This window comes from Streptomyces sp. NPDC057950 (assembly GCF_042887295.1).
Classification (GTDB): Bacteria; Actinomycetota; Actinomycetes; order Streptomycetales; family Streptomycetaceae; genus Streptomyces; species Streptomyces kaempferi.
The window spans coordinates 1-13595 of record NZ_JBHVPP010000015.1; the positions used below are offsets into that span (position 1 = coordinate 1).

Below are 13595 nucleotides of genomic sequence, written 5' to 3' on the forward strand. Positions count from 1 at the left end.
CCTGACGGTCCGAACGACGCCGTCGGCAACTGCTGCCACGTGCAGCCCGAGCTCGACACGAAGATGATCGCGGCGAGAACTTCGCGGTCACCGTGCCGACGCCGACCACCGCCCTGAGGCCGGGATGGTGCCTCCGGCACCACACGCTGGAACAACTCCCACAACTCATCCGGCACCAGCCGCTCAACAATCCCCACCACGACGGGCAGCTTACCCAACCAAATGAGATGACTTCTTAGGCTGGCCTAGCTGCTTGGCGATCCCTGGTCGCCGGCTCTCGCGGCCTGCTCGCTGCGGACTATGCGTGGACGAGGCCGCGGCATGCACCTAAAAACCGGCAGTTGACCGAACGAGGCGGACCGTTCTCCTGGGCTTCCGCTACAGCCGGAGAGACCTGGGAAACTGCCACGGAAGAGTGGCTTGGGAGGCAAGAGTGGCTGGTCAGAGGGAGCGAAGCCAGCCTGCTGCAAAATCTGCCGGGCCCAGAGCCGGGCCGTCCTCGGGCCGTGCGAGGGCAGCCGGCGACGGCTGACAACGGCCAGCAACGACCAACGGGGCGCGGCAGACTGCCGCGCCCCGTTGCTACATCCGCCCAACTAAACCCACGTATCCAGCCACATCCGCGGGCGCCACTGCTCTATCGGGATCGACGTACCCGTGTAGAGCGGCCAGAAGTAGATGCTGTGTCCGCTCGGTGCGGCCACACTGTGGCTCGGACTCCGAGACTGCGGGAGGAACGATGGGTGAGACCTCAAAGGCCCTTGAGCATGAGGACGACATCGTCTGGACGGAGAACATCGAGCGGTTCGACTATGTCAGGCAGTCAGTCGAGTTGTCTGTCTCCACTCGCCGCCGTCCGGTCCCGTGGAGCGGTAGCGGCCGACGCGTCGGCTACGCAGTGCTTCGCTCAGACGCCCCGGCCGGGGACGTGCCCGGCAAATTCATCCGGCGGGTCTTCTGGGTCAAGGCGTACGACAGGTCCGAGCAGCCGGACGGAACGTACGAGAACTCAGCACCCAGCGAAGCGGTCGATCCTCGAACAGTCGCCCCAGGTGTTTGGGGTGAGCTCACCGAACGGGCGTGGGGAGCGCCCCTGCCCTAGTACAGGGATGACGTGTGCGGATGGCAGCGCTGCGAACCCACCCCGCAACCTCGCCCATCGCTGTGGAGAAATCCTGGAGAAGTTCTTGAGATAGAGGGCTCGGGGGGCCACCGGATACCGAGCCATCCCGATGCTCTGACCTGCATCTATGGCGTGAGGCTCAGGTCTGTGATCCTCCAGAGCCTAATTCGGGACGAAGAAGTCCCCGCGGAAGATGCCACCTGTGCGCTTCGATCCTCAGGGCCTGCCCAGGTCGTGGTACACAGCGGAGCACGCGCGGGCCTGCACTGCCGTGGGGTAGTTCGCCCTGAAGTATGACCGTCACGAATGACCGTGTCCGCGAGCGTCCCGTGTGAGCGCTCGCGGTACCAATAGCCGGTCAGGCGCCTGGTGGCGACGCTTCGGCGTTCGAGCGAGATGCGACGGCCGCTTTGTTGTCGCCCGCGCGGGTGTAGGCCGTGGCGGACTGTTCCCATGCATTCCTAACGTGGGACGGTTCGGCACCGGACGCCGTCAGGGTGGTGGCGAGCTCCCCCCATGCCTCTCCAGCGCGCCCCCAGTCCTCCTGGTGCGTCAGCATTTCGACCGCTTTCTCTCCTGCTGCGATTGCCTCTATATGCCGCTCAAGGCCGCGGCTGGCCACCCCGAGGTTGTTCCAGACTGCGGCTTGACTGTGGGTGTCGTCGCTCTGCTGGAAGAGGGCGAGGCTGGTCTGGTGAGCTTCGCGTGCCTCAGTGTGACGTTGGAGCTTTTGGAGAGCATTGCCGAGGCCGTTCAAGGCATCGGCTTGGCCGTGGGTGTCGCCGGTCTGCTGGAAGAGGTCGAGGCTGGCCTGGTGAGCTTCGCGTGCCTCAGTGTGACGTTGGAGCTTTTGGAGAGCATTGCCGAGGTTGTTCCAGGCACCCGCTTGGCCGTGGGTGTCGCCGGTCTGCTGGAAGAGGTCGAGGCTGGCCTGGTGAGCTTCGCGTGCCTCGGCGTGACGTTCGAGCCTTTGGAGAGCATTGCCGAGGTTGACCAAGACGAGGGCTCGGCTGTGAATGTCGTCGGTCTGCTGGAAGAGGGCGAGGCTGGTCTGGTGAGCTTCGTGTGACTCAGTGTGACGTTGGAGCTTTTGGAGAGCATTGCCGAGGTTGGTCCAGGCACCCGCTTGGCCGTGGATGTCGCCGGTCTGCTGGAAGAGGTCGAGGCTGGTCTGGTGAGCTTCGTATCCCTCGGCGTGACGTTCGAGACCACTCAACGTGCTGCCGAGGTTATTCCAGGCGTCGGCTTGGCCGTGGGTGTTGCCGGTCTGCTGGTAGAAGTCAAGAGCGGTCTGGTGAGCGTCGAGTGCCTCGGCGTGACGTTCGAGCTTTTGGAGAGCACTGCCGAGATTTCTCCAGGCACCGGCTTGGTTGAGACTGTCGCCGAGTGCCTGACAGGCTTCAAGGGCATGGGCGCGGACGGTGATCAGGTCCTGAAACCGCCGTCGCCAGTTCAGGTAGTGGCCGAGGGCGAACCCGAGGTCCAGGGCCGTCTGGGTGCGGGCATGGGTGTGCGTGGTGGCGAGGAGGTTCTCGCGTTCGGCGTCGAACCATTCCAGCGACTGTTGCCGTCCGGCGAACTGCGGCGACACGGCGTCGCCGGGCGGCCGGAGGTGGGTGTCGGCTGCTTCTGCGTGGCGGACGTAGTGGTCGGTGAGCCGGGTGCGGGCCTGTTCGTACCGTCGGCGGGGGGCACGGTCGCGGTCCATGGTGAGACGGGCCTGTTCCTGCGCGTGAACGCGCAGGAGATCGTGCATGGACCAGCGGTCGCGCGACTGGCTGTTCTGGATGAGCAGGCGCGCCTGGACAAGCTGCCGCAGCAACGGCACGACTTTGCCGGCCGGCTGGTCGGTGAGGGCCGCGACGCCGGGGGTGGAGATATCCGGGCCGGCGTGGAGGCCCAAGAGGCGGTAGAGGTCGGCCTGCTGAGGGGTGAGGCGGGTGAGGCATTCGTCGAAGACGGCGGTCACGTTGCGCTCGCCGTCGTCGAGACCGCCAAGACGGCTCCCGGCGTCGGTGAGCATCCGCACCCGCTCGGACAGCGGCTGACCGGGGTCGTCCGCGAGGAGCGCGGCGGCGATCTGCAGGGCCAGAGGCAAGTAGCCGCAGAGCGAGGCGAGTTCCTCTGCGGCAGCGGGCTCGTCCTGGACGCGCCTGTCGTCGGGGTCGGCGACCTCCAGCCGCTGTTGCAGGAGGTCCACGGCGGCATCCGGCTGGAGAGGATGGAGGTCGAACAGGCGGGCGCCGAGTCCGGGCAGGGTGTGCCGGGAGGTCACGAGCACCGCGTGGTGACGTGCCGGCAGCAGGGACCGGACCTGGTCCGACGTTGAGGCATTGTCCGCCAGGACCAGAACCCGCTGCCCCATACGCGCCAGGGCGTCGAGTTGGGACCGGTACAGCCCTTCCCGTTCGTCCAGCGTGGGCGGGATGTGATCGGCCGCGACACCAAGAGCCCGCAGCAGCGCCTCCAGGGCGTCCTCCGGCGAAACGGGGGTCGGGTCGTAGCCGCGCAGGTTCACCATCTGCACACCCGTGAACCAGCCCTTGTCGAGCGCGGCATTCCCCACAGCATGAGCAAGCGTGGTCTTGCCCACGCCCGGCAGCCCAGCGACCGACCCCACCACCGCACCCGCACCGCTCCCGGGGTCGAGCAGGGACAGAACCTTGGTGATCTCGTGCTCGCGGCCGGTGAACTCCTGCGGCAGACCCGGCAGAGCGTTCAGCGCCGTCGGCACCGCCGCGTACGCCTGCACGTTGATTCTCGTGTTCTGCGTCCCGCTGCCGAGCACCTGACTGCGTTCGAACGACGCCCCCGCGAAACCAACTCCAGCCCGTTGCCGCTGCCCGGGACGCTTGTCTCTTCTGCCGCCGCCCTTGCGTTTGCCGGACGTCTTCTTCGCCCCCATGCTTGCCGCCCGTGCCTCTACCGGTTGATCGTGTTGTTCTGCGTGCCGCTCCCGAGAATCTGGCTGTCGGTGAACGTCGCATTGCTGAAGTCGTTGTGCGTGCTCTGCACCGGTGCCTGGGCCTGCGCCTGCTGGACCAGAGCCTGCAACTCAGCCGCCACCTGCTGACGCTCTTCTTCCGGAAGCTGCTCCAGAAGCATCTCCAGACGGGTCTGCCAGCGGGTCACCAGAACGGTCTGCACCCGCTCCGCCCCTGCGCCGTCACCGGCCGACTCCAGCTCGGCCCGGGTCTGATCGAGCCGCTCGAGCTCGGCCTGCTCCCGTCCTGCCTCGCCGCGACCGAGGATCCGCGCGACACCACAACGGATCCCCTCCCACGCGTCCGTCCCCGCGGCCTGCACGATCGCCCCGCCACCGGCCGCCGCCGCCGCGATCAGTCCCTCGACCAACACAACAACACCCCCACAAAACAACGGACAAGAAACTCAGCTTAGGACGAGACCCCCACCCAATCAGCCGAAACACCAACCTCACGCCCGGCTGCCACGGGGGCGGCAGCAGAACGAGCGGGAGGCATCGCTGGCAAAACGCCGGGAGCCTGCGGCCCTCAGACGCATCGCAGCAGGTGTCGTGCCGCCATGGAGAAATCCTGGAGACGATCTTGAGATCGTGACCCCGGGGGGCCATCGGAGGCCAACGCACTCCAATGGCCTGACCTGCATCTTTGATACAGGGTTCAGGTCAGGGATCTTGCAGGGCCTAATTCGGGACGAAGAGGTCGTGGGTTCAAATCCCGCCACCCCGACAGCTACATCGCAGGTGAGGCCCGGTACTGAGAGATCAGTACCGGGCCTCACCTGTAGTGCGTGACTAACCGCGTGACTACGGCGAGGACCGGGCAGGGTGATACTCGGTGGCGGCGCCCTCAGGAGGCCATAGCGTCCTCTACGCCTCCCGGGTACACATCTGCCCCCAGAGCCGAACCGCGTGGCAGACCGCTTGCAAAGTGCGTGCCAGCGTCGTGCAGACGTCGCGCGCCCTCTTGATCCTTCCCGCGCGAAGGACGGCTCTCATCCCCTCCTCAGACCAGATCACGCCGTTCCCTCCGCTTGAGCATTCTGGTCGGAGAGCAGGGCTTCGGCGCTGCCGTACCAGTGGAACGGCCGGCCGCCCCCTGCCAGAGAGCGGCGGTCTGGTCGCCGACGCCATCGGCACCGACGGAGCGGGGGACCTCTCGTGTCGGCCAGCCTGGCCAGACGGCCACGCCGCGTGCGGTTCGGTGTGCGGCTACGGCCGACGCGCTCAGCCAGTAGCCTGCGACCGGCAGCTCTTCGACCTTGGAGGCTTCGTGGTTCACGCCACTCTCACCGCACCGGATCGGCTGTGGTCGGCGCAGGAAGCCTTGTTGCGTCCCAGCCCGGTGCCGGCGGCGGCCGGGGTCTACGGGTGGCACTTCGAACAGGCTCCCTCAGCCGACCTCGATGCCGGGCGCCTGCTCTACGTCGGCATAGCTCCGCGGTACATGGCGAACCGGACCAGCACGCAGAACCTTCGCAAGCGCGTGCGCTATCACTACCGGGGCAACGCGGCCGGATCGACGCTGCGTCTCACGCTCGGGTGTCTGCTCGGGATTGAGCTGCGTCGGGTGGGCAGCGGGACGCGAATGACCTTCGGCAAGGCCGGGGAAGCCGCCCTCTCCCAGTGGATGGCGGAGAACGCCCGCGTGTGCTGGATCGAGCACGACGAACCGTGGACGCTGGAGTCGGAACTCATCTCTCAACTCGACCTGCCGCTGAACCTCGACAAGAACCGCCACAACCCGTTCCACAGCCGCCTCAAGAGCTTGAGATCCCAAGCTCGCGAGCGCGCACGAGAGTTGGCCGTCAGCGCGTAGACCGTCCGCTGCTCTGACATCACCAACTGACATCAACGACGGCGAACGACGGCACACGGCGGTGGCCGGAGCGGGATGCGCGAGCGACCGGTAGGTCGTTCCCGCACTTCGCACCGTGCAGCGGTCGAACTTACAAGGCGGATGTCAGCGATTCGAAACCGTCCGCGCCCACCAGTCTCAGGACACGAACAAGGCCCAGGTCAACCGGTGCGACGCCGGAGACCTGGCCTTTGTGCCGGAGATCGTGGAGGCGGACGTCACCGAGACCGATCGTGGTGAGAGCGCGGAGCCAGATCCGCCGGAAGTTGTTCCGACGGAGGACACCGCTGCGGGCCCCGATGAAGACGAGCCCGGTTCGGCCGGCCTGCGCGCGCTCGGCCAGCCACGTCGAACAGCCTGAAGGCCTCAGAGGGCACCCTCACCGCCAAGGAGAGGTATGGCGTGTTGGTCATCAAGGAATCGGCAGCCAGATTGCCGATGGGCGCGCCGGCCATAGTCAGCTTGCCCAACTGGCCAAGGCCGGGCGGCAGACGCGATTACGGAACCACGCCAACACCCAGTCCCGCCCCGCCCCGCCCCAGGGTGATGCCTCCCCCTCACACACTGCACCGTCAAGGTGACCGCCTCGATGAAATATCCAACGGCGTACCCATGCCAGCACCGTGTGACGGGCCAGAGTCGGACCCAAGAGCGAATTGGCCGAAATTGAATGGGCACACTAAGTAATCCCGGAAGTTTAATTATTGACATAATTCCCTGATTCCGAGGTCGCGGCGTGTGACAGGAGGGGTGGTGGGCGCCAAACTGTGACCCCCGTCCCATTACGGTTTGTCACTTGGACTTTTCTTTGCCCTGGAACGTGAACCTCCATATCTGGTATCCGTCTAGCTTTCCGGAATGAATGAAGACTCCCTCCGGAAAGGATCTCGATGTTTTCACGCACCATGAAGCGGACGACGGCCTTCGCAGCCGCGACGGTTACAGCCCTGGGTCTGATGGCAGCCCAGTCGGGAGCAGCTGGCAACCCCCATGTTTATACGCCTCGAAATGCCTTCTACCAGGGGAACGATCCGCGGGGTAACTTCACGGCTCAGATCAAGTACGACACCGGAAAGTTCCAGATGGGCTGGCAGTTAAGTGCCGCCACTGCGGCCCTTGCCACAGGCCCCATGAATGAGACGGCCAACTTGACGTGCAATGGACGAAGGGTGACGCACGACAGTCACGGCGCCGTCGGTGCGCGATACTTCCTTCATATGTCGTCCTCTCTAGGTCGCGACATGACTCGCTGCAATTGGGAGCTGACGATCCATGAGACGTTCCCGATAGGACACAGCGGCACCCGAACCGTCGATGTCGACTTTCCATTCGTTGTGACCCTGGTCTGATCGTCCGACAGCTAGGCTTCGAGATTGCTAGAATCCAAGGATGACAAAGGCAGAAGTTCGTGTCTGGCACGAAGAAGAAGGCTGGGGCGTCATCGATTCCGAGGAAACTCCCGGAGGGTGTTGGGTACACTTCTCGGCAATCGAGATGTCTGGTTTCCACTTCCTCTCTGCCGGTGATCACGTCACCTTGGAGTGGGAGGCTGGTGAACAGGATGGCTTTCAGTTCCGAGCCGTTCGAGTAACGCGTGAATAGAGGTCCGCGTTGCAGGGTCGCCGCTCGGCAGGAGTGGCGACCCTGCATTCGTCGTATGAGGGAATCGCACCCCCATCGGCTTACATGAGCTTCCCCGGCTTCAACGGCGCCAGCCTGGAGGACAGTTTCGTCCTGGAGATCCAGGCAAGGCCGTGATCGAGTTTCTCGCAGTTCGTGAGCTCACTGGACCCGGCCAGAGCAGCATCAGGCCAGCGACGGGCGTCAGCGGAGAGCAGGACTGGGGCGGGATCCACACGCTGCGACAACTCGAGGTCGTCAGCAGCTCGAACGTGCCTGGGGAGCGATGAAGGTCGTTTCTCAGGAGCCGATCGCGCGGATAGAGGGCGGGCAGTTGATCTGCGGTACAGCAGCGAGGTACTGCGGCAGCAACCGATCATGACCCGCGATACGTCTGAGCGATCACTGCGACCGCTATGGCCTCCGTCGACCGCTCTCTCTAGAGCTGCGGATCAGAAGGTCAGCCTCGCGGCTGTTGCCTCGTCGACTGCCGAAACGGCTATCGACGCCAGTGCTTCGCTCTGACACTGCCTTTCGCTTCCCCTCGCCGCGGCCAGGACCGATCACGAGGTTCATGGTGTCAAGCATCGTCGTTCAGTTCACCGATCTCCTCCGCACCAGCGAGTACGACCTTTGGGAAAGTCTGCGGGAGGTTCTGCGGGGCCAGGGGCTCGATCCGGACCCGACGATTGTCGTCGACCTCCTGCCCGAGGGCCCCGATCATGAGGATGGCCAAGTCATCTCTGAGGACGGCCGAGTCTTCAGGTTCAGTCTCTTCTACGACCGAGCATCCGAGGACGGTGCCCGAAGTGCCACGCCGGGATGCCAGGCCACGGCTCGGCAACGACGGGCATCGGCCCCTCTTCCTGGCTGCCCCGCCCCGCCCCGGGTACCGCCCAAGACAACGCGGCGCGACGCGGCGTGCCGGTCCGGTCCGGGGCCATATCTCGCCCTGGCAGACCCCTTCGAGCTTGCGCGTCGTCTCTCGGATCGCACGATCCGGGAGACGAGTGTCGGGCTTGAACATGCTTGATTCCCTTCGTGGGGCCGGAGTTGGGGTGGGCGGGCAGAGTTGTCGCGTCCGCGGGAGCGATAAGGTCCGCGCATGGGTGGGGAGATGGAGGCGCACAGCGCCGCCGCAGGTGAAAGCAGCACGTCCGCGGGGAATGCCGAGCCGTCGAAGGCGCCGAGCACTGAGGACGGGTTCTCGTGGCGCCGTCTCGCCGGGCAGATAGCGGGCGCAGCGGTTGTCGTGGCGGTGGCAGCGGATCGGCTGGGCCTGCACTTCTTTCTGTTGCTCGCGCGTTTCGCCGTGCACGCGTATTCGTGGCTCGGCCTGGGGAACTGAGGCGGTCCCGCCTTACCCGATCGGGCCGGCGCAGGGTACGCAGGTGTCGAGTGAGGTGGGGATGACGTGTCCGGCGTCGCGCCGGCAGGCCGGGCAGGTGCGGCGGGCGCGCGTCATCGCCGCGTGAGCCCGCCACCGGCCCGGCGTCCTCGGTCGGACCGGTCGGGCGAGATCGACGCGGTGGAGGTAGGCGATCAGCGGCGGTCGGCCCCGGCCGCGGGGCCGTTCGAGCTGGGCGGCGAGGTCCTGACCGCCGGGGCGCATGTTGCGTGCCCTGAGTTGGCGGCGGGTGGCGTAGCCGTCCGGGGCGAGGCGCCAGCGGAACAGCGGCAGCGTCCCGCTCACGCGACGCGTTTCCACGCGGCCGGTAACCGGACCTCGGATGCGCAGTGGCCGGCCGCGCGGAACGAAGGTTCCGGCGAGCCAGCGGGACGGATGGCTCGCCCTCGGCTCGAAGGGATATTCCTTCAGCTGGGAGAAGCGTGCCCGCAACGGTGCCTGTAAATGGATCGTCTCCAACCACGGGACCGCCAAGCTCCCGGCGCTCTCGCCCTACATCGCCCACTCGTGAGCTGAGGACGATCTGATGAAGCTGCCCCTGCTGGCCGCCGGCCTGTCGGCCCTGGTGCTCGTGTCGGCCTGTTCCGGAGGGGCTCACCCCCGGGCGACCGCCACCCACGGGGCGACGCGGGCTCCGGCGAAAGCGACGACCGGGACGGGCGCGACCCCCTCGCAGATACAGACCCCGACGAGCCCGGATCGCCTTCCCGATCCGGTCCAGTCGCCACTCCCTGTCGGATCGAAGACGCTGTACACGAGAACGGGTCACGGTAAGGGCGGTGTCACGCTTCCCGCGTCAGCGGGGGAAGCCGCATCCATCACGGTGATGTGGACATGCGCCGGTCCCTCCGCTTTCGACGTCATCGCCGCCGGAAGGCGTCTCGCCGGGTCTCAGTGCGGTGACGGGACCGGCGTATTCACCGCCGGGATACCGCACGCCCGTATGCACGAACTGGCGTGGACCCTCTCAGCGGCCGATTCGGTGATCTGGCGAATCGTCGTCATCCAGCCACCCGGGAAAGAGAAACGAGCGCACTGAGACCTGGCGGAATCCGTCGCGTTCTTCGGCCGAGCTACGGGACGCGTTCTCGCGCCGGGCCACGCTCGTCAGGTGGGCGTCCGGGGCGCGGGGCTGCTTCGGGGGCAGACCCGCGCCCGTCACGTCAGGCTTCGGTGAGAGGTACCGGACGTCATCTGGTGAAGATGAAGTACTTCCAGGTCCCGTACGTCGTCGAGTTCACGTTGTCGCCCGACGAGGTGTCGATGTAGGACGACCGGATGCGGAAACGGACGCCCGTCGGCGGGGTGCCCGTGAGCTCGAGCGTGTCCTTGCCGCCCGAGCCGAGTACCAGGTACCCGGAGTAGGTGCCGCGCCAGGCACCCTGGTAGTAACCCTGCACCTCCACCTTGTACTTGCGGCCCGGGTACGGCGTCATCGTCGTGGTGTGGACGGGGTCCTTGGACTTGTGGAAGTAGCGGTACGTCTGGCTCCACGCCGTCTTGCTCGTGTAGTAGCCGCTGAGCGCGGTCGACACCTTGGCCTGCGCGCCGACCGTGCTGGTGGCCGTCGCGGGCGCGTACCGGGTGTCGCCGGTGAACTTGGCCGTGAGCTTGGTGTCACGGGTCAGGGAGAGGGTGACGGACAGGTTCCCGGAGGAGTCCACCGTCCCGGACTTGAGCAGCTTCTCGGGCTTGTCCGCGCCGTAGGGGTCGGCGTAGATCGCGACGGTGCGGTTCTTGTACGTCGTCCCCAGGTGCGCGGTGAACTTCACCGCGGTGTTGTACGCGTACACCTTGCGGTTGTTGTTGAGCGTCACCGTGGCCGCCGTGCGGGTGACGTTCACCGTGCTCGTGGCGGTGGCACCCGCGTGGTAGTCGTCGCCCGCGTAGGTCACCGTGTACGTGACCTTGCCGCCGGCCGGCGGGGTGTCGGCGAAGGAGTAGGAGCCGTCCGCGCCGACCGTCGCCGTGCCGAGCGGCTTGCCGGACGGGGACTCGGCGTCGGTGCGGCGGACGGAGACCGTGGCACCGGACGGGAACGCGGTGCCCGACGTCAACCTGCCGGTGACGGCGAGGGACTTGGCGCGGGTGGCGGTGGCAGGGGCCGTCGCCGTGAGGTCGGTCTCCGCCTTGGTCGGGTTGTCGAGGACGCGCAGCGAGTACACGTCCTTGTCGTTGTACGACACCGCGAACAGCTTGCCGGCGTCGGGCGCCCAGGCGAGACCCGAGGCCGCGAGGGTGTCGGAGCCGCTGCTGCCGCCGGTGTTCGGGAAGTCGTACTGCCGTACCGGCGTGGAGACGCCCGGCTCGAAGATGTGGACGTCCGGGTCGTACCAGGAGAAGGTGCCCGCGGCGACGGTGCCGTTCGGGGCGATGTCCACCGCGTTCGGGTAGGGGTTGGTGGTGTAGCTGCCGTCCTCCGACAGGTCCGAGAGCTTGAACACCTCCTGCTTGTAGGGGGCGCCGCTGGCCGTGACGACGTCCTTGCCGTCGGGAGTGACGGCGAGGTCGCTGAGGTTGCTGCTGTTGCCCGGATCGAAGGCGTACGCGGTGCGGTTCGCCGAGCCCGACGACACGTCGAACACGGCGAGTTCGACCGGGCTCTGCCCAGGGGCACCCGCCACGACGGTGCCCGGGGCGCCGGCCGAGGAGCCGAGGATCGGGGCGTCGTTCCAGGTACGGGTGGTGTCCTGGTGGAGGGCGACGACCGGGTCGCCGCCGCTCAGGTCGAGCGAACCGATGTTGCCGCGGCCGGCGCCGCGGTAGCCGAACCAGAGCTTGCCGCCGGCGAGGGCCGGGTATTCGGGCTGGGTGCCGTCGCCCGTCGGGTAGCGATGGGCCTCGGTGGTGGTCGCCGTGTCGATGGCGACGATCGCGTCGGCGTCCTCGACGGCCGCGTACAGGGTGCCGGAGTCGGCGGACAGTTCCAGGCCGCGGACGCCGGGCAACGACTCGACGGTGCCGACGACCGTGCCGCTGTAGTCGGTCGCGACGACCTTTCCGCTGGTCGGGTCGCTGACGAAGACCCGCTGGTGGACTCCGTCCACGACGACGTCCCCGGTCGACTTGATCGGCAGGACGGTGCTGGAGTCGGCCAGGGCGGGCGCGGCCGAGGTGACCGCGAGCGCGGCCGAGCTGAAGAAGACCGCGAGCGCTGTCGCGGCCGGAAGAGTGCGTATGCGCACGATGGTTTCGAACCCCCCGGAACGAAAAGAGCCCCTGTTGTTGAACTGGGGAAGTAAGCGGAGCCTAGGTCACGCCAGTGACAGCAGAGGCCGACCGGGGTCAACGATGATCAAAGAAGTAGGCGAGATCTCATCATTCCGCGTACGTATCCACCAAGAGCGGACACGTCCGACGCCGTCGTCGACGCGTCATACGCCGCCGGGCGCCTGGAAGCGGGCCGGGAGCCGAATCGCTCCCCGAGCGTCCGTCACCCGCTCGGGGAGCCAGGCAATTCCACCCGCGTACTCGTAGGTACAGGTGGTGGCTTCGGAGGCGACCAGGACCCACACCACCCAGGCCCCCGTTGCCCGGGGCCGAGGAGAGAATCGTGGCCGGACAGCTGCTCGCGTGGAATACCCGGCCTGAGCCCTGTGGATCCGGGGACGGGCGGGTCTGGGACCCCGAAGGAGGGCACGACGCCCACCGCCCCTCCTCGCACGGCCCCGTGCGGAGGCCGGCGGAGGGCATGTGACGAGTCCCGTACGACGTGTCCCTCACGGTCGGGGCGGCCGGCCCGCCCTCTCGTCGGGCCCCCGCTTCTCTCCCGGGACCGCCCCGGGACGCGGGATCCGTGCCGAGTGCCGTCAACTATCGTCTCCGGTGGGCGACATCCCGGACGACTTCCTGAACGACGTCCCGCCGAGCCCCGCGGAGCCGTACCCGCACGACCGCAAGGAGAGAGGTTTCGTTGACCGCCTCGCCCGCCGTGTCCCCTGTTCCGACGGACGCTTCCGGGACCGCCGCGGCCGCCGTCCTCCCGTCCCCCTCCGTCCCACCCGGGAACCCCCGTACGGTGGCTGTCGGCGCCGCAGGCTCGCGGCCCTGCACCCTGGTCGTCTGCCGGGGGTGCTGCTGCGGGGATCCGGTGAAGTATCCCGATGACGACCACGCCTGGCAGCTGGAGCGGCTGCGAGCCGGGGCCGAGGCGTCCGGCGGGCGGTTCGTGGTGCGGACCGTGGACTGTCTCGGGCCCTGCGACCAGGCCAACGTGGTGGTGGTGCAGCCTTCCGGGGAGGGGCGGCGCAGGGGGGCGCGGCCGACCTGGATCGGGTTCGCGATGGGTGACGACTGCACCGACGACCTGGTGGACTGGGCGGCCGCCGGAGGGCCGGGGGTCGCTCCGCCCCCGGTCGCGCTGGAGTTGCAGTTCGTCCGGCCGCCGCGCGAGGCACGGGCCCGAACCAGGACCCGTACCCGCGGCCGTACCCGCGGCTGAGTCCGTCCGTCCCGGGGCCGGTACCCGAGCTTCTGTCCCAACCGCTGCCGGGTGGACGCGACTTGTGCCGGGCGGCCGTGTGGAACCACGCGTCCCGGTACGGCACTCTTCTCCCTTGTGGGGACCCTTCCGTACCAAAGCCCGTCGCCCGAGCCCGCCGCGCAC

13 protein-coding genes are annotated in these 13595 nt (G+C 67.3%); 8 read left to right on the plus strand and 5 right to left on the minus strand.

Features of this window, described 5'->3' with window-relative positions; all coding sequences use genetic code 11:
* On the minus strand, window positions 1–200 hold a 200-nt coding region (locus tag ACFVTC_RS24075; protein ID WP_390130539.1), incomplete at its 3' end, for a transposase.
* A gap of 539 nt (window positions 201–739) precedes the next feature.
* Here ACFVTC_RS24075 and ACFVTC_RS24080 point away from each other — a divergent pair.
* Window positions 740–1102, plus strand: coding sequence for a DUF6009 family protein (locus tag ACFVTC_RS24080; RefSeq protein WP_390130187.1), 363 nt, complete (start codon window positions 740–742; stop codon window positions 1100–1102).
* A 379-nt stretch (window positions 1103–1481) separates the two neighbouring features.
* Here the strand turns inward: ACFVTC_RS24080 and ACFVTC_RS24085 are convergent, their stop codons facing one another.
* A complete protein-coding gene (locus ACFVTC_RS24085; RefSeq protein ID WP_390130189.1) occupies window positions 1482–4028 on the minus strand; it encodes a tetratricopeptide repeat protein in 2547 nt (848 codons plus the stop codon).
* 17 nt (window positions 4029–4045) lie between these two features.
* Entirely contained in the window at window positions 4046–4480 is a 435-nt protein-coding gene (locus ACFVTC_RS24090) for a hypothetical protein (RefSeq protein ID WP_390130191.1), read from the minus strand.
* Between the two features lie 896 nt (window positions 4481–5376).
* Here ACFVTC_RS24090 and ACFVTC_RS24095 point away from each other — a divergent pair.
* From ACFVTC_RS24095 to ACFVTC_RS24115, 5 genes are all read left to right on the plus strand, one after another.
* On the plus strand, window positions 5377–5922 hold the full coding sequence (locus ACFVTC_RS24095) for a GIY-YIG nuclease family protein (protein WP_390130193.1): 546 nt from the start codon (window positions 5377–5379) through the stop codon (window positions 5920–5922).
* 115 nt (window positions 5923–6037) lie between these two features.
* The gene (locus tag ACFVTC_RS24100; protein ID WP_390130196.1) at window positions 6038–6322 is read left to right on the plus strand and encodes a hypothetical protein; all 285 of its coding nucleotides are present in this window, start codon (window positions 6038–6040) and stop codon (window positions 6320–6322) included.
* 529 nt (window positions 6323–6851) lie between these two features.
* Window positions 6852–7310, plus strand: a complete 459-nt coding sequence (locus tag ACFVTC_RS24105) for a hypothetical protein (protein ID WP_390130198.1) — start codon at window positions 6852–6854, stop codon at window positions 7308–7310.
* A gap of 40 nt (window positions 7311–7350) precedes the next feature.
* Entirely contained in the window at window positions 7351–7563 is a 213-nt protein-coding gene (locus tag ACFVTC_RS24110; protein ID WP_390130200.1) for a cold-shock protein, read from the plus strand.
* A 1123-nt stretch (window positions 7564–8686) separates the two neighbouring features.
* A complete protein-coding gene (locus ACFVTC_RS24115; protein ID WP_390130203.1) occupies window positions 8687–8929 on the plus strand; it encodes a hypothetical protein in 243 nt (80 codons plus the stop codon).
* A gap of 12 nt (window positions 8930–8941) precedes the next feature.
* Here ACFVTC_RS24115 and ACFVTC_RS24120 read toward each other — a convergent pair whose 3' ends face one another.
* A complete protein-coding gene (locus tag ACFVTC_RS24120) occupies window positions 8942–9274 on the minus strand; it encodes an RRQRL motif-containing zinc-binding protein (protein ID WP_390130204.1) in 333 nt (110 codons plus the stop codon).
* 37 nt (window positions 9275–9311) lie between these two features.
* On the opposite strand from ACFVTC_RS24120, the gene ACFVTC_RS24125 reads away from it, so the two are divergent.
* Window positions 9312–9500 carry a hypothetical protein gene (locus ACFVTC_RS24125; RefSeq protein ID WP_390130206.1) on the plus strand — a complete coding sequence of 63 codons (189 nt, stop codon included), beginning with the start codon at window positions 9312–9314 and terminating at the stop codon, window positions 9498–9500.
* Window positions 9501–10179: 679 nt separating this feature from the next.
* Here ACFVTC_RS24125 and ACFVTC_RS24130 read toward each other — a convergent pair.
* Window positions 10180–12174 (minus strand): YncE family protein, encoded by a 1995-nt coding sequence (locus ACFVTC_RS24130; RefSeq protein ID WP_390130207.1) that lies wholly within the window; start codon window positions 12172–12174, stop codon window positions 10180–10182.
* Window positions 12175–13007: 833 nt separating this feature from the next.
* On the opposite strand from ACFVTC_RS24130, the gene ACFVTC_RS24135 reads away from it, so the two are divergent.
* Window positions 13008–13430 (plus strand): (2Fe-2S) ferredoxin domain-containing protein, encoded by a 423-nt coding sequence (locus tag ACFVTC_RS24135; protein ID WP_390130541.1) that lies wholly within the window; start codon window positions 13008–13010, stop codon window positions 13428–13430.
* Window positions 13431–13595: the final 165 nt, after the last annotated feature.

What these genes read in the sequence shown, in the direction of transcription:
- ACFVTC_RS24080 (WP_390130187.1), top strand. Translation starts at nt 740, where the DNA reads ATGGGTGAGACCTCAAAGGCCCTTGAGCATGAGGACGACATCGTCTGG.
- ACFVTC_RS24110 (WP_390130200.1), top strand. Translation starts at nt 7,351, where the DNA reads ATGACAAAGGCAGAAGTTCGTGTCTGGCACGAAGAAGAAGGCTGGGGC.
- ACFVTC_RS24105 (WP_390130198.1), top strand. Translation starts at nt 6,852, where the DNA reads ATGTTTTCACGCACCATGAAGCGGACGACGGCCTTCGCAGCCGCGACG.
- ACFVTC_RS24115 (WP_390130203.1), top strand. Translation starts at nt 8,687, where the DNA reads ATGGGTGGGGAGATGGAGGCGCACAGCGCCGCCGCAGGTGAAAGCAGC.
- ACFVTC_RS24085 (WP_390130189.1), bottom strand. Translation starts at nt 4,028, where the DNA reads ATGGGGGCGAAGAAGACGTCCGGCAAACGCAAGGGCGGCGGCAGAAGA.
- ACFVTC_RS24125 (WP_390130206.1), top strand. Translation starts at nt 9,312, where the DNA reads ATGCGCAGTGGCCGGCCGCGCGGAACGAAGGTTCCGGCGAGCCAGCGG.